Source organism: Aneurinibacillus sp. UBA3580 (assembly GCF_002375825.1).
Taxonomy (GTDB): Bacteria; Bacillota; Bacilli; order Aneurinibacillales; family Aneurinibacillaceae; genus Aneurinibacillus; species Aneurinibacillus danicus.
Window position 1 is genome coordinate 2,585 of the sequence record NZ_DFMZ01000055.1, and the last position, 16,283, is coordinate 18,867.

Genomic DNA, 16,283 nt, shown 5'->3' on the forward strand with positions numbered 1-16,283 from the left:
AGATCTTTTTTCCTCCCTCTTCTTCTTTCTTCATGATTTTCACAGAAAAAAGGAGCCTTCCTAATGAAGGCTCCCCACTTTTCACACATTTATACTTGTTCCTCATTGTTTTTAGCACGCATCACAATCGGATCCAGATAGTCCCGGTTACCGCGCTGACGCCCTTTTTCTTGCAGCCGCTCGATGGCCGGCTCAATCAGAAATTCAAGCTCACGCTGAATCGTATACGCCAAATCATGACGATTTTGCGATTCAAGGTATTTGCCTACCTCGAACAACTTTTCATAACGCGAACGCTCTTCGTCCGTCAGCAGCGCACGCACTTGCACACTGGCGTGTCTCACAGCGATCCCTCTTCTTACAGCTTCACTTTTTTGAGTACAAGCGACAGACCACCGAGCAGATAGAGGGAACGGTTATCGATGACTTTCTTCATCAATGCGGCTGTGTTACCGTAGATTTTCTTGTCACCGACAAGCCCGATTGCTTCACCTTTACCGAGGGAAGCTACGGTACCTTTAAGAGCAGGCACGAACGGCTTCATCTCGCCGCCACGGATAACGGCAACAAGGTTCTGTGCCAGATTTTCTCCTTGCTGAATAGCGATCTGCGCCGTCGGCGGGTACGGACGGTTTGTTTCTTCGTTGATGATTAATGCGCCGTCACCCACGATGAATACATCTTCGTGGCCCGGTGCACGGAGAAATGGATCTACTTTTACGCGGCCGCGCATCGTTTCGAAGCCAGCCTTTTCGATAATCGAGTTGCCGCGCACGCCGCCTGTCCATACAACCGTGCTGGACTTAATTTCTTCACCGTCCGCGAGCACAACCCCTTCCGGCGTGCATTCTTTAATCGGTGTGTTAATCTTGAACGTAACACCTTTGCGGGACAGCACTTCCATTGCATAATTCACCAGCTCCGGGTCGAAGCCAGGTAATACGGTTGGTGCTGCCTCGATGTTGTAGATTTTCACGACAGACGGATCTACGTCAAATTCTTTGCACAGCTCAGGCACACGATCGGATAATTCTCCGACAAACTCAATACCTGTGAAGCCTGCGCCACCGACAATAAACGTCAAGAGTTCCGGGCGTTTTTCCATTTTATACTTCGCGAAGCAGTATTCGATATGCTCGCGAATCTCACGTACACTGTTAATACTACGGATGCTGAAAGCATGCTCTTTCAGACCCTGAATGCCGAATGTTTCCGGCTCGCTGCCCAGGCCAACAACTAGATAATCGTAAGACAGGGCTTTTCCGGATTCAAGCAGAACCTTCTTCTCTTCACGCTTGATTTCCATTACAGTATCCTTGATAAAATTCACTTTGTTCGTATCAAGTAAATCCTTGATATCGACGCGGCAATCGTCAGGATCTTTGGTTCCTGCTGCCGGTTCATGGAGCCATGTTGTAAAGTAGTGGTAATCATGCTTGTTTACCAGCGTAACATCAGCTTCGTTATAGTTCAGTTGTTTTTGCAGGCGAACGGCTGTCATTAATCCGCCGTATCCCGCTCCCAGGATTAAAATTTTCGGTGTGCTCATTTTTTCACTTCCATTTTCCTCTAAAATTTTATAACCTTAAAGAAGCATTGTTCTTTTTTTCACTAGGTTCCCCTCTCAAAGAGGTTCCATCCACACTATTATCTCTCACCGTTACCAAATTGTTCACATTTTTATCATAAATCGGTTTTTACCTTTTTTCAAGTGAAAATATGCACAATATAGGGCCGACTTACGTGTTTGATTGTAAAACGAATATTTAGGATTCGTCAATCATAAATTATTCGCATTTTATAATGTTTCTTTCTATTCTTTTTCTTTTCAATATTTTCTTACCCCATTATAATAAAAAAGAATTGCTGGTTTCTTAATTTGCGGAGGTGTAGAAAGAATGGGTCTTATAAGGGATGAGAAGGTATATGAAATTACGGTTGTCGGAGGCGGCCCGGCCGGTCTTTTCACCGCATTCTATGCGGGAATGCGGCAGTCGAGCTGCAAAGTAATTGAAAGCATGCCGCAGCTCGGCGGACAACTTTCCGCATTGTATCCGGAGAAATACATTTATGACGTGGCGGGCTTCCCGAAAATCCGTGCTCAAGAGCTCATTGATCGCTTAAAAGAACAAGTGTCCCACTTCGAAACAGAAATCTGCCTTGAAGAAAAAGTCATGAACGTGGAAAAGAAAGAAGACGTATTTGAGATTACGACAGATAAAGGCATTCATTATTCCCGTACCGTCATCATTACCGCAGGGGTGGGAGCATTTGAACCACGCAGGCTCGAGCTTGCCGGTGCAGAGAAATTCGAGAAATCGAATCTCCACTATTTTGTCGATGACTTAAATAAGTTCGCCGATCAGAAAGTGGTCGTATTCGGCGGCGGAGATTCCGCAGTCGATTGGGCTCTTATGCTGGAGCCGATTGCAGAGAAGGTAACGATTGTGCACCGCCGGGACAAGTTCCGGGCGCATGAACACAGCGTAGAAAACCTCATGAAGTCAAAGGTAAATGTATTGACCCCGTTTGAACCGCACGCACTGCACGGCGAAGACAAAATTGAAAAGGTGACGCTGCGCAACAGCAAAACCGAAGAGTTGATTACCGAGGAAGTTGATGCCGTCATCGTGAACTTCGGCTTTATTTCTTCCCTCGGTCCGATTAAAGACTGGGGTCTTGAGCTGGATAAAGGCTCCATTATTGTTAACTCCAAAATGGAAACAAACATTCCGGGCATCTATGCAGCCGGTGATGTTACGACATACCCCGGCAAGATTAAGCTGATTGCCGTCGGCTTCGGCGAGGCGCCAACCGCTGTCAATAATGCCAAGTCCTATATGGACCCCGCCGCAAAAGTTCAACCGGCCCATAGCTCCAGCCTGAAAATGTAATATAGACGGGAGAGTCCGCAATTTTGCGGGCTTTTTCTTTTCCACGTATACAGCCCGCCCGCCTTGCAGACTCTAAGAAAAACACCATGACTGGTTAGCCGCAGCCCCGTCATGAAAATGATGGGAAAGAGGCTGACTTTTGTAGGACGAAGGAAAAGAGAGGAAAAAATAAGAAGATGATTTCAATGAAGAAAAAGGCGAAGGCCTTTTTCTTCTCCGGATCTTATTTCCTTTACCCTCCCCTTCTTTCCTCACGATTTTCACAGAAAAAGGGATGTGAGACTGTATGGCGCGAAGCGCAATTTACACGCTGTATATGCTGGTGGTTATCGCCTTGACCGTTGGTATTCCGCTAATGCTGTATTATGGCAGTAACAATCCAGTGGCCGGGCTTTTAGCCGCCATCCTTTCTTTCGGCATTCTAGCCAGTTACGCATTATACGCGAATTTGCTAAACCGAAGAAATTAGCGAAAGGGGGAAGTGCGGTGTCCATGTGCCCAATTTGTAATGGACTGACGCACATGCAGCATATCTGCCCCTCCTGCAATCATCTAATGGAGGATGCAGGAAAGCTGGAATCGTTTTACGATCCGTATAGTCCGTACCGGGAATGGGGCGATGTGGCGATGACGAACGGCTATCTCGATCAACTGGCCCATGAATGTATGCATATTTTCAGTTGTTCAAACTGCGGTCTGCAAATCACCCGGGCGGTGGAAGAGATACCGTGCCCGTAAAACACTTTGGCACTAAATAAACTGGCGCAAGAAAACACCCGGACACTTCAACGCGGTCCGGGTATTTTTTATTTTAGTTTCTTGGCCTCCGCATATCTTTTATTCACGTCATCCCAATTGACTACATTCCACCATGCCTTGATATAATCGCCCCGTTTGTTATTGTACCTCAGGTAATACGCATGTTCCCATACATCCAGCACAAGTAGCGGAATGACGCCCTGCTGAGTCAGATTCTGATGCTTTTCAGCCTGCAAAATTTCCAACCGGCCAGCCTGAGGACTGTAGACGAGCAGGGCCCAGCCGGAGCCTTCTACTTTTTCGGCCGCCGCAGAGAAGTGCGATTTGAATTTATCGAAGCTACCGAAAGTTGTATTGATTTCTTCTGCAATGGATCCCGTAGCCGGTCCCCCGCCCTTCGGCTTCATATTATTCCAGAAAATAGTGTGAAGATAGTGCCCTGAGCCATTAAACGCCGCTTCCCGCTCCCAGTGCTTGATCAGATCATAGCTCCCGGTTTCCCGTGCTTTTTGCATCTCTTTCTCCGCTTTGTTTAGTCCGTCTACATACGCCTTATGGTGAATGTCATGGTGGAGGCGCATTGTCTGCTCATCGATGTATGGTTCAAGCGCATTATATGCATACGGGAGCGGCGGTAATTTATGTTCGCCAATCGGTATCCGCTTCGCTTCCGTTTGTATTTGGGCCGGTTCAGACACGGGAGAAGTGGAGGTTGTCCCAAGCTTTGAATTTCCATAGGCGATGCCGGAAGCGAGAATGACAACGGCTACAATGCCGTATATGATCTTTTTCATTATTACTTCCTCCTGTTTGTTTGGTTTTCACTGCATGTAAAACATAACCGTTCCATTTTTTAACATACCCCGTTTCCCGGCCACTTATCCGCTTTCTTAAAAATTATAATAGCATCAAAATAAAAGACCTCCCGTCTATGGATTCTTTTAGATATCCACAAACAGGAGGCGTTATTCACGTCCCTTATTGCGCTATTCTACGGTTATTATTGTTCCTATTCAGGAACGTTACTCACCGATTATAGCATGGTTCTTCGTAAAACAGTCCCGTTATGCTAACGAGCAGGCAGCGTTCAGATCAACGAAGCCTACAAACGTTTAAAAATGTTGATATGACGGGTCAAAACGATTAACATTCGCTAGGCGCGCCGGCCTCTTCTTTCGTGCGGAACGAAGAGCCGCAGCCGCAAGATGCTACCGCGTTCGGATTATCAATGGTAAACCCGCCGCCCATCATCGATTCTTTATAGTCAATCTTTACACCGTCCAGAAAACGGATGTTGTCCTTATGCACAACCACTTTTACACCGTCCGTATCGAAAAAAACATCGCCTTCTTGCGCTTCATCGTCAAAGCCCATGCCGTAAGAAAAGCCGCTGCAGCCGCCAGGGCGCACGCCAAGACGCAGGAATAAGTTATCGTTATTTTCACTGGCAATCATTTCTTTAATCTTCTTGCTTGCATTTTCAGTAAGGCTAATCATTATGAATTCCCTCCTTACAGGACTGTACATGCAATCCTCTCTGTATCAAAATTATACTAGAAATTTTCGTTTGTCTCAAGGTTACTCACATTATTATACAAAAAAGTTTACTTATTTAACATAAGGATATAGGGTTCTTCTCTTGTTGGATCGATAAATTAATTCTATAATGAGAGAATGGTTTTGCATTACAATCCCCAAAAGGGGACGTTATTATGAATATAATTACCTAATATAACATACTGCGCGTGCTTGATTAGTTTTACCTAAGGGGGAAAAAACATGAGCGTATTTACCAAACCATTCATCCAGGACGAAGCCCTGCTGCCCATTATCGAAAAGGTGGAAAACGGTGAACGCCTAACGCTAGAAGATGGCATGACACTGTACAACTCCAATGATTTGCTGACCATCGGACAGATGGCTAACTATGTTAATCTTCGCAAAAACGGCAACAAGGTGTACTTCATCGAAAACATGTACATCAACCCGACCAACGTATGCGAAGCACACTGTAAATTCTGCGGCTTCCGCCGGGACCCGGGCGAAGAAGGCGCATATACAATGAACGAAGAAGATTTGCTGGCCTATGTGGAGAAAGGTATGTCGCCTTCCCTGCGCGAATTCCACATTGTCGGCGGACATAATCATACCGTGCCATTCGAATATTACATAGATACAATCCGTACACTGAAGAAGCATTATCCGAATGTGACCATCAAGGCGTACACCGGTGCAGAAATTGTCTTCTTCGCGCAAATGACCGGCATGACGGAAGAGGAAGTACTAAAGGAGCTGATCAAAGCTGGCCTCGATACGCTGCCGGGTGGAGGTGCGGAAATTCTCACGGAGGAATACCGCCTGAAAATGAGTCCGGAAAAAGCAAGTACAGACGAATGGCTGAACGTGCACCGTATTGCACACAAGCTTGGCCTTAAAACGCATGCGACGATGCTGTACGGCTCAATCGAAAAACTGGAAGAGCGCCTTATTCACATGCTCCGCCTTCGCGAACTACAGGACGAAACAAACGGATTTATGGTATTCATCCCGCTGGCGGTTCAACCGAAGAAAGCGACCGCTTCGATTAAACGCCGCACTTCCGCATTCGATGACATGAAAACAATGGCGATCAGCCGCCTGATGCTGGATAACTTCCCGCACATTAAAGCGTACTTCATTAACATTGGTACTCAGCTGACTCAGATGGCGCTAAACTTCGGATCTTCCGATGTACACGGCACACTGGTAGAAGAGCGCATTAGCCACGCGGCAGGAGCGCTGACGCAATCGGCGCTGACACGCGACGAGCTCATCTGGCTTGTAAAAGGCGCAGGCAAACAACCTGTAGAGCGTGATACATTCTATAATATCATTAAAGAGTATTAATTTAGAAAACAACTATCTTTCTATCCTTAATGAGGCTGGATTTCAGGGAAGAAGAAGGCGAAACCCTTTTTCAAACTTCTTACTTCTAACCTCTATAGAAAAAACACCAACAAATTTGTTGGTGTTTTTTCATTACCTTCCCAGACCCCTTCCTGTCCCTGATCTCGCAATCTGACCATCTCATCCACCGGCATGTTCAGTTTATGGCGGCTAAGCTCGTCTATGAAGCTTTACTTTTCCCTTTATGAATCGTCATCTCATGTTCCCGATGAAACCATTTATCCAGGAAAGGAAGCACATAGGCATCTAAACCGTAACGTCCTGCGTTGCGGCCGGCTACAAGAAGGAAAAAGGTGAAAAGAACCATCTGCGGGTTAATACTGGTTGTTCCGCTGAACAAAAATGCGAAATTCATAACAATTCCCATCAAACCTGCAAAAGTAGTGAGTAATCCGGCAATTAATGCGATCCCTACCAGAAATTCTCCCCACGGAATCAGGATATCGAAGAAAGCGGAATTCGGAAGCGCAAACCCTTCGATGAAGCTTGCCCACCAGCTTTGTACCGCCGGATGATCCCCTGTCGCTTTCGCTACCGCGCCTTTCAGGAATCCGGCGCTTTGAAAGCCCTCCGTGATTTTCCCCCATCCTGAAGTTATCCACGTATAACCTAACCATACGCGTAATAAAGCCAATATGCCTGCCGACCATTTGCTTTCTCTGAGCCATGTAACCATCATGACTTTTCCTCTCCTTTTTATAGGGTGCCTATCATTTCATTCTTGGATGTATTATCTGGCTTCACCTGTATTGTACATCTTTTCCTGATGATGCGGTTTTATTTGTGAATATTTTCACAAATATGACATAAAAAAATGGCCGGGAAGTGACGGAAGTGAGAATATTTCCTCTTCCTGACTCTTCCAGCCATTTATGTTTAAAATCCAAGTTCGCGCCAGGCTTCATCTTCAGCTTTTGCCTGCTCGATTTGCGCTTTAATCGCTGCAAGCAGTTCCTCAGCATCCTTGCCGGAAATCAACGTACCGTTTACCAGCGCGTACGGCTGGACAAAGCATTGGCCACAGTTACCTAGGCAGCCATACTCCAGCACGTCGACCTCGTTTTCTTCTTCTAAAATTTTCTTTACTGTTCCGGATCCGAGTGATAGATTGCTGACGCAAAATTCGACCATAGGCCGCATAATGAATCATCCTAACCTTATGTTTTCAATCGCTTGTTGAATGTCTTTAAGCTTCGGATTCCCCTCTCCAATGACCTGTCCCTGCAGAACAACCAGGGGATACCAGAATTCTTCGGCATGAATGCGTGCCGCAAAATCGGCCTCCATGCCTTCAAGCGGCTGGTCGATATCGACATACCGGACGGCAATGCCTGAGCCGTATTTTCTCTCAAGCGCCGCCTGAAGCCATTCTGCCGTATCTTTGGCCGACGGAAGGTTCACACAGCTTGCGCAGAGCTGCTCCGCCCCGAAAACAAGAATCTCCATAGCATGAACCCCCTTATGCCAGGGCCTGCTCCAGATCTTCAATCAGGTCTTCCACATCTTCAATACCAACGGAGATACGAATAAGACCGTCTGTAATGCCCAATTCTGCGCGGCGCTCCGCCGGGATAGAAGCGTGAGTCATCTGAGCCGGAACAGAAATCAGACTTTCGACCGCACCCAGGCTTTCCGCCAGCGTAAAGATTTTTACGCGGGACAATACTTGATTTGCCCTCTCTAAGCTTCCCACATCAAATGAAATCATACCGCCGAATCCGCGTGCTTGTTTGGCCGCAATATCATAACCCGGATGGTTTTTCAGACCCGGATAGAATACTTTTTTGACATCTTCACGCTGGGACAGCCATTCCGCAATGCGGCGCGCATTGGCTTCGTGCTCTTCCATGCGGACGCCAAGCGTCTTCATGCCGCGCAGCAGGTAGTATGAATCCTGCGGTCCGAGCACCGCACCGACGGAATTCTGTACAAAATGCATGCGCTCGCCCAATTCCTCATCCTTCACTACGACAAGCCCGGCTACTACGTCGCTATGGCCGCCCAGATACTTTGTTGCGCTGTGGAACACGATATCTGCACCCAGCTCCAGCGGATTCTGCCAGTATGGGGTCATAAATGTATTATCGACCACAAGCAAGAGTCCTTTTTCTTTCGTAACTTCCGCAACAGCGGCAATATCCGTTACTTTCAACAGCGGGTTGCTTGGCGATTCCAGTAGGACCGCTTTTGTATTGGGCCGGATAGCAGCCTTAATCGCTTCCACGTCTCCCGTATCTACAAATGTCACTTCAACGCCAAAACGGTTAAATACCTTGCTCAATACACGGAATGTTCCCCCGTATACATCGTCACCCACTACGAAGTGATCGCCCGCGTCGAACAACATCACAATCGTAGAAAGCGCCGCCATGCCGGAAGCGAATGCAAAACCGCGCACACCGCCTTCAATATCGGCAATGTAGCTCTCTACTGCATGGCGAGTCGGATTACCTGTACGGGAATACTCATACCCTTTGTGTTTCCCGACACCCTCCTGCTTATACGTACTAACCTGGTAAATCGGAACATTAACCGCCCCTGTTAACGGATCGCCGTCTATACCGCCATGAATCAATTTTGTCTTCATTCTCATCGCTTAGATCCCTCCCTGGTAAATTTTCTTGCTTAGATACCGTTCGCTGCTGTCAGCAAAGATCGTAACAATATTGGTGCCCGGTTTCGCCTGCTGTGCCTCTTTCATCGCGGCATGCATCGCTGCACCTGCGGAGCTGCCGACCAGCATGCCTTCCTTCGCCGCCAACTCCTTCACCCAGCGGAACGCGTCTACATCATCTACCGTATGAATGGCATCGAAATAGCTCGGCTCCATAAACTCCGGCAGGAACTCCATGCCGATTCCTTCCGTTTTGTGCGGACCCGGCTCGCCCCCATTTAGAATGGAGCCTTCCGGTTCGACGATGACAGTTTTAATATGCGGATTTTTTTCTTTTAGATAACGGGCCGTTCCCATGAATGTACCACCGGATCCGGCACCTGCCACAAATACATCGACATTGCCTTCCATTTGGCTCCAGATTTCCGGGCCGGTTGTTTTATAATGGGCGGCTGGATTAGCCGGATTGCTGAATTGCTGCGGGCAGAAAGCGCCTTCGATTTCCTGTTCAAGCTGCTTCGCCTTTTCAATGGCGCCTTTGATGCCTTTATCTGTAGGCGTATTTACCACTTCGGCGCCCAACGCGCGCATAAGTTCCTGCTTCTCTTCAGAGAATTTTTCGGGCACAACAAAAATAACCCGGTATCCCGTGCCTACTGCCGCCAGCGCCAGGCCAATGCCCGTATTACCTGCGGTCGGCTCAATAATCGTACCGCCCGGCTTCAATACGCCGCGCTCTTCGGCATCGCGAATAAGCTCGATACCCAGTCGATCTTTCACGCTTCCACCAGGATTAAAGTACTCTAACTTTGCGAATAAACGCACGCCTTCCGGCAAATCAAAAGAAGTAATTTCCACGATAGGCGTGTTTCCGATAAGTTCCTTTATATTCCTATAAACCTGCATACTATTCTTCCTTTCGACGCAGAATGATTATGTCTTATGAGCCATCATATTATAACACAAATTATATCTAAAATATAACCAAGCAAACAACTTTGTTTTATAAGTTTTTTGAACATCAAAGCACTCAATCTGGGAAAAACCATAGATTTCTCAACAAAAGGGTAATATAATATTAATATGTTGGAAAGGAGTGAATGAACCTTATGTCAGACACGAAAAAGTTTGAAGAAGTACAAGAGGTTTTAGATAAACTGCGTCCGTTCCTGCAGCGCGATGGCGGAGACTGCGAATTGGTTGACGTAACAGATGAAGGTGTGGTTCAGCTTCGCCTGCACGGCGCGTGCGGCAGCTGCCCTAGCTCGACCATTACACTAAAAGCGGGCATCGAGCGCGCACTCATCGAGGAAGTCGAAGGAATTACTGAGGTACAACAAGTTTTCTAATCGCTGTCATATAAAACCGGAAGCTGTAAGCTTCCGGTTTTTTCACGGACGAGCGGCAACGCCCGCGTGTTTTTCTTATATCTTTCCTTTCATCCGCGAATTCGATTCATTAAGAAGGAAAGAAACGCTTGATTCGCCCTGGATAAATAAGCGTTTTTATTCCATGCCACCCCAAGCCGCAGGTATACTGGTGGGTCGAGCGAAACCGAAACAAGGTGCGGATCGTCCGCAATGACCATGCGCAAGAACAGCGTAACGCCGAGCTTTCTTGCCACCAGCGACTTAATCAATGAAATCTGGTTTGTCTCAAACGTAACATTCAACGGCATGCCCGACATCCGGCTTGCCCGTGCAATAATTTCCCGTTGAAAATATCCTTCTTTAAACAGAATAAGCGATTCTTTCGTCAGTTCCTCATACGAAACAGCGTCACGATCCGCAAACGGATGGGAATCTGGTACGCACACGATCATCTCTTCCTTAAGAAACGGCAGCACTTCGACTTCATCTGTGGCATCATCCTCAAGTACTACACCCATATCAATCTCCCCATCCACCAGCATCTGCCGAATTTTTACTACCCCCTGCTCGTATACGGTAATCTGCAGGTCAGGATACATCTTTTTAAAATCAATGATCAATCCTGGAAAATAATACGTTCCGACCATGGAAGGCAGTCCGATTCGCACCTCTCCTTTCTTCAGCCCGCTCAGTTCTTCCATCTCCGCTTTCGCGCGCGCCACCTGGTCGAGAATCAGCTCCGCGTGTTTGAGAAATACTTCTCCTTCTGCAGTCAGCGCTACTCTGCGCTCTGCCCGGTTAAACAGCAAAAGACCAACTTCCTGCTCCAGCTTCTTCATGCTTTTGCTGATGGCCGGCTGAGCCACCAGCAACTCCTCTGCCGCCTTCGTAAAGCTGCGTTGCCGGGCTACCTCCACAAAAAATTCCAGCTGCCGAAATTCCATATCCCATCACCATAACTTAAAGTTATCATTGTCATAAAAATAATATATTTTATTTACTTATAGCAGGGTGCTATCATCAAATCAAGAAAACTTCTCATAAAGAAAGAAGATGATCACCATGATTGAAGCAGGGACCAAACCGTTCTGGCGGGCGTCTCTAGCGCTTGGCATTGCTTCATTTCTTGTGTTTGCCAACATTTATTTTCCACAGCCTTTACTTCCACTGTTTACAGAAGAATTTCATCTTTCGCCGGTAATATCGAGCCTGTCCGTCTCATTGACAATTTTTGCGCTGGCCGTGTCTCTTCTGTTTTACGGTCCGCTGTCAGACGCTATTGGTCGAAAAAATGTCATGTTTATTACGATGTTGTGCGTGACGGTTATTACGCTTCTTATCGCTTTCGTTCCGGGATTTAAGACGCTCTTATTGCTTCGTGTTCTGCAGGGCTTTTTCCTGGCAGGCCTTCCGGCGATTGCAATCGCTTATATCGGCGAAGAATTCGATACAAAGGCACTCACCATTGCCATCGGCATCTATATCAGCGGCAATACGATAGGCGGGCTGTCCGGCCGTCTCATCAGCGGATTTGCCACCGATTGGATCGGCTGGCACGGCGCATTTATTGCCATGGGAATTGTAAGCCTGCTGTGCTTGATTGTATTTATCTGGCTGCTGCCCCGCTCACAGCATTTTCAACCAAAGCGCCTGGACTGGAAAGCCGCGACCGGCGACTTTACCCGCCACCTGAAAAACAGGACGCTTTTATACGCCTATCTGATTGGCGGACTGCTGTTCTTCGTATTTATCGGCGAGTACAACTACATTACTTATCTGCTTCAGGGCGCCCCGTTTCATCTCCCTACATCGATTGTCAGTATGCTGTTTCTGACGTATCTGGCAGGGACCATTAGCTCTACACTGTCTGGACGCGCGGCACGCAAAATACCCCAGTCATGGTGTATCGCTATAGGTATAGGTTTAATGATGATCGGTGTACTTGCCACGCTCATGCACAGTTTATGGATAATCGGAGGCGGCCTGCTGCTGACCAGCTTTGGGTTCTTCTTCGCACACTCGGCGGCCAGCTCCTGGGTTAGCCGCCATGCAGCATTTGCCAAAGCGAGCGCATCCAGTCTGTACTTGCTTTCATATTATCTGGGCGGCAGTCTTGGCAGCTTCTTCCTCGGTTTCTTCTACAAGTGGATGGGCTGGGAAGGGGTCGTGCTCGGTGTGTTGATGGTACTTGGGTTTACAAGCTGGTGCATGTGGCAGATACACCGCATTGAACACCGAGAACAGTTGCGCGAAAAAGCGCTTGCCCGGAGAAAAGTCCGGGAAGCGCTGCACACCTAATCTATAAGAAGCGGTCCTTCTCATACGGACCGCTTTTTTATTTCCTCACACCATGCCATTCCCGCAGGTGTTTGGCTATGTATGCACGGCATAGCGGAAAAACATTATCCTGAATAAACGGACTCATACTCAGGCGAAACGGAATAAGCGATACGGGGAAAATCCCCCGCTCCAACGTCTCAAAGCCCGCAGGAATGTCATTCCAATCTCTCGCCATACCGACATAAATGTTTTTCACTACCAAACCTTTACCAGACTCCGGATAAATGATGTATTGTCCAATCCAATGCAATTCCGCTGCCCTTATGCCCGTTTCTTCAAACAATTCCCGATGTGCCGCCTCCTCCGGTGTTTCCCCCATCTCCACCTTGCCGCCCGGCACTTCCCATCCTCTATTTCCATGGCGTGTCAGCACAATCTTCTCGCCCGCCTCATCGGCAAACGCCCAAACGAGCACATGCCGAGCATCTGTCCGGAAACGCTCCCGGTCAAATGTAAGAGAAATAAACTGTCCACTTCTGTCATAAAAATAATATGTCATGACCTTCCACCACACTTTCACACGTTCAATACTTTCTTTCATTGATAACCTTAATATACAATTAAATAAAGGCTAATCAAACATTCCAAGCAGGAAGGGATGGTTTTTTGAAACGCAACCGTACGGCCCTGATTACAGGAAGTGCCAAAGGCCTTGGCGTCCGCATTGCCCACGAACTCGCCGCGCAGGGCATTCATATCGCGCTCAATTACCGTTCCAGCGCTGCGGAAGCGGATAGGCTACGGCAAGAATTGGAGGAACGGTACGGCATCAGCGTACTGCTGCTGCAGGCAGACGTTAGCCGTGCAGAAGAAGCCGAGAGGATGATCGACACGCTGATTTCCTCATGGGAGCATCTTGATATTCTTGTGCTGAATGCCGGTCCTTACATAAAAAAAAGAAAAAAACTCGCCGATTATAGCCTCGACGAATGGCACGATATGATAGAAGGCAATTTATCCAGCGCCTTCTACTTATGTCGGGCCACAATTCCGCATATGCGCCGCAGCAAATGGGGACGTATTGTCACCATCGGCTTCGAGAAAGCGCAGACCGCCCCCGGCTGGATGTACCGTTCGGCATTCGCCGCCGCCAAAACCGGTCTTGTCTCGCTGACGCGCACGATTGCGCTTGAGGAAGCGGAACACGGAATTACCGCTAACATGGTTTGCCCGGGCGATATTATAGGGGAAGATAAGGAAAAACATATCGCTGACGTACGTTCCCTGAGCGATCCTGATACACCGGTGGGACGCCCGGGAACCGGGGAAGACATCGCGCGGACAATCGCATTCTTCTGCAGCGAAGCGTCCGATTTTATCACCGGCACCGTATTGGAGGTTACCGGTGGCAAAGACGTACTTAATAAATATAAAATGAGGCGGGAACAGTAAGTGCATCTTCCCATAAATTTTACAAAAGGGAGCGAAGCTAATGAGCAACATGGATTATGCCGTTCGAGACGAAAAAGTGCGTGAAACCGCCTACCGCTTACTGAAAGAGCGCGGAGTGACCATGGACCATCTGGTTGAATTGGTCATGTATTTGCAAAAACCGTACTTTCCCGATTTATCCAGCGAGACCTGTGAATATAATATCAGAAAAGTGCTTGAGAAACGCGAAATTCAAAACGCTATCATCACCGGCATTCAGCTCGACATTCTGGCTGAAAAAGGAATGCTGATGGAGCCGTTGCAGGAAATGATGGAGCAGGACGAGGGGTTATATGGCATCGATGAAGTTCTCGCCCTGTCAATCGTCAACGTTTACGGCAGCATTGGATTCACAAACTACGGATACGTCGACAAAGTAAAACCCGGCATTTTAAAAGATTTAAATCAGAAAAAGGAATCCCATCAAAAAAAGAAAGATAAAGGAAACGTACACACCTTCCTTGACGATATCGTGGGCGCGATTGCAGCTGCGGCTTCCAGTCGGCTGGCCCATAGCCGTTTTGGAACAAAATAAGAAAGACGGCAGATCCGATATGAGCAATCGGCTGCCGTCTTTCTCTTTATCCACTCACACGTTCCAGTCGGCCAGACTGCGTGCCGTATATGTCGGCTTCACCGCCGCCTTCTCTACATCGGACTCCTGGCTGAATCCGCTGTATACCAGCAGCGTATCAACCCCGCTGCTCTCTCCGGCGGCAATATCGGTTTCCAAATTGTCGCCGATAAGCAAAACTTCATCCGCACGGAGTCCGAGGCGCTCAAGCGCCAGCTTGATGATTGTCTCTTCCGGTTTACCGACATACAGCGGCTCTGTCCGCGTTGCGTATGCGATCGAAGCAGTGAGTGATCCGTTCCCCGGCACAAGGCCTTCCTCCGTCGGAATCGCCCGGTCGCAATTCGTTGACAGGAAACGGGCACCGCCGTAGATTGCCAGCGTCGCCTGCTTCATCTTCTCGTAGCTGAACTCACGATCGATGCCGACTACCACATAAGAAGCAGGGGCTTTCTCCACGATGCTATAGCCTGCACCTTCGAGCGCCGTTTTCAATCCTCTCTCCCCGATAGCGAGTACCGTTACCGGGCCACCCGTTTCTTCCTGGCGCTCCATTTTCTCAATCGTTTCCGCTACGGCCATGCTCGAAGTAAAGAAATCTTCCGGGGAAGCATCAAGCCCCATTTTCCGTAACTTCCCCGCCAACTGTTCCGGTGTCAGCGAGGAATTGTTCGTGACGTACAAATACGGGATATTTCGCTTTTTCAATGTCTCGATAAACGTAACGGCTTCCGGAATCACTTCTCCGCCCCGGTAAACCGTGCCGTCCAAATCAAGCAAATATCCCTTATATGTGCGCTCTGTCATTGTATGCCTCCTCATATCCTATCCATCATTGTCTCTATTCCCTTCGATCATATCACAAATTGAACAGAGTAAGGACAGATTACGATTTTCGGCGGTACATGTGCAAGTATGTCATAGACAGCGCGAATATCAGCACTGCACCTTTTACGATATCGAACGCATAGTAGGGAAGGTTCAGCATCGTCAAACCGTTCAGTAAGATACCGATAAGAAACGCGCCAAGGAATGTACCGATGACATTCGGCTTGCCCGCTCCCAGCACGGAAAAGCCGACGAACGCAGCCGCTACCGCCTCCATGAGCAGCGGAGAACCCGCATCCACCTGTCCCGAGCCGACACGAGCGGTAAAGATAATCCCTGCCAGTGCGGCAAACACGCCGGAGAGTACATACGCAATCGTGCGCACCCTATAAATGGAGATTCCGCTCAACCGCGCAGCTTCCTGATTTCCCCCGGTGATATAGAGCAGTCGCCCGCCACGCGTATAATTCAGGAAGATATGCACCACAGCAACTGCGATGAGCATGATGATGACCGGAACCGGAATG

The 16,283-nt window shown here is 48.1% G+C and carries 20 protein-coding genes and 1 pseudogene; 8 read left to right on the plus strand and 13 right to left on the minus strand.

The window, feature by feature from the left end; translation table 11 throughout:
* Positions 1-89 precede the first annotated feature (89 nt).
* Together B2899_RS08920 and B2899_RS08925 are read right to left on the minus strand one after the other, a co-directional pair.
* Positions 90-344, minus strand: coding sequence for a hypothetical protein (locus B2899_RS08920; RefSeq protein ID WP_146812419.1), 255 nt, complete (start codon positions 342-344; stop codon positions 90-92).
* Between the two features lie 14 nt (positions 345-358).
* Positions 359-1,549: an NAD(P)/FAD-dependent oxidoreductase gene (locus tag B2899_RS08925; RefSeq protein WP_146812420.1), complete on the minus strand. Its 1,191-nt coding sequence runs from the start codon at positions 1,547-1,549 to the stop codon at positions 359-361.
* A 349-nt stretch (positions 1,550-1,898) separates the two neighbouring features.
* Between B2899_RS08925 and B2899_RS08930 the strand changes: the two genes are divergently transcribed.
* The 3 genes from B2899_RS08930 to B2899_RS08940 all read left to right on the plus strand — a co-directional run bounded on the left by B2899_RS08930 (position 1,899) and on the right by B2899_RS08940 (position 3,632).
* Positions 1,899-2,894 carry an NAD(P)/FAD-dependent oxidoreductase gene (locus tag B2899_RS08930; RefSeq protein ID WP_146812421.1) on the plus strand — a complete coding sequence of 332 codons (996 nt, stop codon included), beginning with the start codon at positions 1,899-1,901 and terminating at the stop codon, positions 2,892-2,894.
* Positions 2,895-3,180: 286 nt separating this feature from the next.
* Positions 3,181-3,363 (plus strand): hypothetical protein, encoded by a 183-nt coding sequence (locus B2899_RS08935; RefSeq protein ID WP_146812422.1) that lies wholly within the window; start codon positions 3,181-3,183, stop codon positions 3,361-3,363.
* A 17-nt stretch (positions 3,364-3,380) separates the two neighbouring features.
* Positions 3,381-3,632: a hypothetical protein gene (locus B2899_RS08940; protein ID WP_174760636.1), complete on the plus strand. Its 252-nt coding sequence runs from the start codon at positions 3,381-3,383 to the stop codon at positions 3,630-3,632.
* Between the two features lie 68 nt (positions 3,633-3,700).
* On the opposite strand, the pseudogene B2899_RS08945 reads toward B2899_RS08940, so the two are convergent.
* Positions 3,701-4,366 (minus strand): annotated as a pseudogene (locus B2899_RS08945) (superoxide dismutase); the annotation flags it as partial.
* Between the two features lie 430 nt (positions 4,367-4,796).
* Positions 4,797-5,150 (minus strand): iron-sulfur cluster insertion protein ErpA, encoded by a 354-nt coding sequence (gene erpA / locus B2899_RS08950; protein ID WP_286885182.1) that lies wholly within the window; start codon positions 5,148-5,150, stop codon positions 4,797-4,799.
* Between the two features lie 282 nt (positions 5,151-5,432).
* On the opposite strand from erpA, the gene mqnE reads away from it, so the two are divergent.
* Complete coding sequence (gene mqnE, locus B2899_RS08955; RefSeq protein ID WP_146808597.1) at positions 5,433-6,539, plus strand: aminofutalosine synthase MqnE; 1,107 nt, start codon at positions 5,433-5,435, stop codon at positions 6,537-6,539.
* A 220-nt stretch (positions 6,540-6,759) separates the two neighbouring features.
* Here the strand turns inward: mqnE and B2899_RS08960 are convergent, their stop codons facing one another.
* From B2899_RS08960 to cysK, 5 genes are all read right to left on the minus strand, one after another.
* Positions 6,760-7,278, minus strand: a complete 519-nt coding sequence (locus B2899_RS08960; protein WP_146808598.1) for a DoxX family protein — start codon at positions 7,276-7,278, stop codon at positions 6,760-6,762.
* 197 nt (positions 7,279-7,475) lie between these two features.
* A complete protein-coding gene (locus B2899_RS08965; protein ID WP_146808599.1) occupies positions 7,476-7,739 on the minus strand; it encodes a YuzB family protein in 264 nt (87 codons plus the stop codon).
* 6 nt (positions 7,740-7,745) lie between these two features.
* Positions 7,746-8,045 carry a YuzD family protein gene (locus B2899_RS08970; protein WP_146808600.1) on the minus strand — a complete coding sequence of 100 codons (300 nt, stop codon included), beginning with the start codon at positions 8,043-8,045 and terminating at the stop codon, positions 7,746-7,748.
* A 13-nt stretch (positions 8,046-8,058) separates the two neighbouring features.
* A complete protein-coding gene (locus tag B2899_RS08975) occupies positions 8,059-9,192 on the minus strand; it encodes a bifunctional cystathionine gamma-lyase/homocysteine desulfhydrase (RefSeq protein ID WP_146808601.1) in 1,134 nt (377 codons plus the stop codon).
* 3 nt (positions 9,193-9,195) lie between these two features.
* Positions 9,196-10,119 (minus strand): cysteine synthase A, encoded by a 924-nt coding sequence (gene cysK, locus B2899_RS08980; RefSeq protein ID WP_286885185.1) that lies wholly within the window; start codon positions 10,117-10,119, stop codon positions 9,196-9,198.
* Positions 10,120-10,313: 194 nt separating this feature from the next.
* Here cysK and B2899_RS08985 point away from each other — a divergent pair, with 194 nt between their 5' ends.
* Entirely contained in the window at positions 10,314-10,562 is a 249-nt protein-coding gene (locus B2899_RS08985) for a NifU family protein (protein ID WP_246147208.1), read from the plus strand.
* Between the two features lie 89 nt (positions 10,563-10,651).
* Here B2899_RS08985 and B2899_RS08990 read toward each other — a convergent pair whose 3' ends face one another.
* Positions 10,652-11,527 (minus strand): LysR family transcriptional regulator, encoded by an 876-nt coding sequence (locus B2899_RS08990; protein ID WP_146808604.1) that lies wholly within the window; start codon positions 11,525-11,527, stop codon positions 10,652-10,654.
* 118 nt (positions 11,528-11,645) lie between these two features.
* Here B2899_RS08990 and B2899_RS08995 point away from each other — a divergent pair, with 118 nt between their 5' ends.
* Positions 11,646-12,881, plus strand: coding sequence for an MFS transporter (locus tag B2899_RS08995; protein WP_146808605.1), 1,236 nt, complete (start codon positions 11,646-11,648; stop codon positions 12,879-12,881).
* Positions 12,882-12,918: 37 nt separating this feature from the next.
* Here B2899_RS08995 and B2899_RS09000 read toward each other — a convergent pair whose 3' ends face one another.
* A complete protein-coding gene (locus B2899_RS09000; protein ID WP_286885188.1) occupies positions 12,919-13,422 on the minus strand; it encodes an NUDIX domain-containing protein in 504 nt (167 codons plus the stop codon).
* A 107-nt stretch (positions 13,423-13,529) separates the two neighbouring features.
* Here B2899_RS09000 and B2899_RS09005 point away from each other — a divergent pair, with 107 nt between their 5' ends.
* Positions 13,530-14,315, plus strand: a complete 786-nt coding sequence (locus B2899_RS09005; RefSeq protein WP_146808607.1) for an SDR family oxidoreductase — start codon at positions 13,530-13,532, stop codon at positions 14,313-14,315.
* A 40-nt stretch (positions 14,316-14,355) separates the two neighbouring features.
* The gene (locus tag B2899_RS09010) at positions 14,356-14,889 is read left to right on the plus strand and encodes a phosphatidylglycerophosphatase A family protein (RefSeq protein ID WP_170230141.1); all 534 of its coding nucleotides are present in this window, start codon (positions 14,356-14,358) and stop codon (positions 14,887-14,889) included.
* Between the two features lie 54 nt (positions 14,890-14,943).
* Here B2899_RS09010 and B2899_RS09015 read toward each other — a convergent pair whose 3' ends face one another.
* Both B2899_RS09015 and B2899_RS09020 read right to left on the minus strand, forming a co-directional pair.
* The gene (locus tag B2899_RS09015; RefSeq protein ID WP_286885190.1) at positions 14,944-15,735 is read right to left on the minus strand and encodes a TIGR01457 family HAD-type hydrolase; all 792 of its coding nucleotides are present in this window, start codon (positions 15,733-15,735) and stop codon (positions 14,944-14,946) included.
* Positions 15,736-15,814: 79 nt separating this feature from the next.
* A partial coding sequence (locus B2899_RS09020; RefSeq protein ID WP_286885192.1) for an ABC transporter permease occupies positions 15,815-16,283 on the minus strand: 469 nt, incomplete at its 5' end.

Excerpts from the sequence above, each read along its gene's own strand:
- B2899_RS08965 (WP_146808599.1), bottom strand. The coding sequence starts at position 7,739 with ATGCGGCCTATGGTCGAATTTTGCGTCAGCAATCTATCACTCGGATCC.
- B2899_RS08985 (WP_246147208.1), top strand. The coding sequence starts at position 10,314 with ATGAACCTTATGTCAGACACGAAAAAGTTTGAAGAAGTACAAGAGGTT.
- B2899_RS09000 (WP_286885188.1), bottom strand. The coding sequence starts at position 13,422 with ATGACATATTATTTTTATGACAGAAGTGGACAGTTTATTTCTCTTACA.
- B2899_RS08925 (WP_146812420.1), bottom strand. The coding sequence starts at position 1,549 with ATGAGCACACCGAAAATTTTAATCCTGGGAGCGGGATACGGCGGATTA.
- B2899_RS08995 (WP_146808605.1), top strand. The coding sequence starts at position 11,646 with ATGATTGAAGCAGGGACCAAACCGTTCTGGCGGGCGTCTCTAGCGCTT.
- B2899_RS08935 (WP_146812422.1), top strand. The coding sequence starts at position 3,181 with ATGGCGCGAAGCGCAATTTACACGCTGTATATGCTGGTGGTTATCGCC.
- B2899_RS09010 (WP_170230141.1), top strand. The coding sequence starts at position 14,356 with ATGAGCAACATGGATTATGCCGTTCGAGACGAAAAAGTGCGTGAAACC.
- B2899_RS08970 (WP_146808600.1), bottom strand. The coding sequence starts at position 8,045 with ATGGAGATTCTTGTTTTCGGGGCGGAGCAGCTCTGCGCAAGCTGTGTG.
- cysK (WP_286885185.1), bottom strand. The coding sequence starts at position 10,119 with ATGCAGGTTTATAGGAATATAAAGGAACTTATCGGAAACACGCCTATC.
- B2899_RS08960 (WP_146808598.1), bottom strand. The coding sequence starts at position 7,278 with ATGATGGTTACATGGCTCAGAGAAAGCAAATGGTCGGCAGGCATATTG.
- erpA (WP_286885182.1), bottom strand. The coding sequence starts at position 5,150 with ATGATTAGCCTTACTGAAAATGCAAGCAAGAAGATTAAAGAAATGATT.
- B2899_RS08975 (WP_146808601.1), bottom strand. The coding sequence starts at position 9,192 with ATGAGAATGAAGACAAAATTGATTCATGGCGGTATAGACGGCGATCCG.
- B2899_RS09015 (WP_286885190.1), bottom strand. The coding sequence starts at position 15,735 with ATGACAGAGCGCACATATAAGGGATATTTGCTTGATTTGGACGGCACG.
- B2899_RS08930 (WP_146812421.1), top strand. The coding sequence starts at position 1,899 with ATGGGTCTTATAAGGGATGAGAAGGTATATGAAATTACGGTTGTCGGA.
- B2899_RS08990 (WP_146808604.1), bottom strand. The coding sequence starts at position 11,527 with ATGGAATTTCGGCAGCTGGAATTTTTTGTGGAGGTAGCCCGGCAACGC.
- mqnE (WP_146808597.1), top strand. The coding sequence starts at position 5,433 with ATGAGCGTATTTACCAAACCATTCATCCAGGACGAAGCCCTGCTGCCC.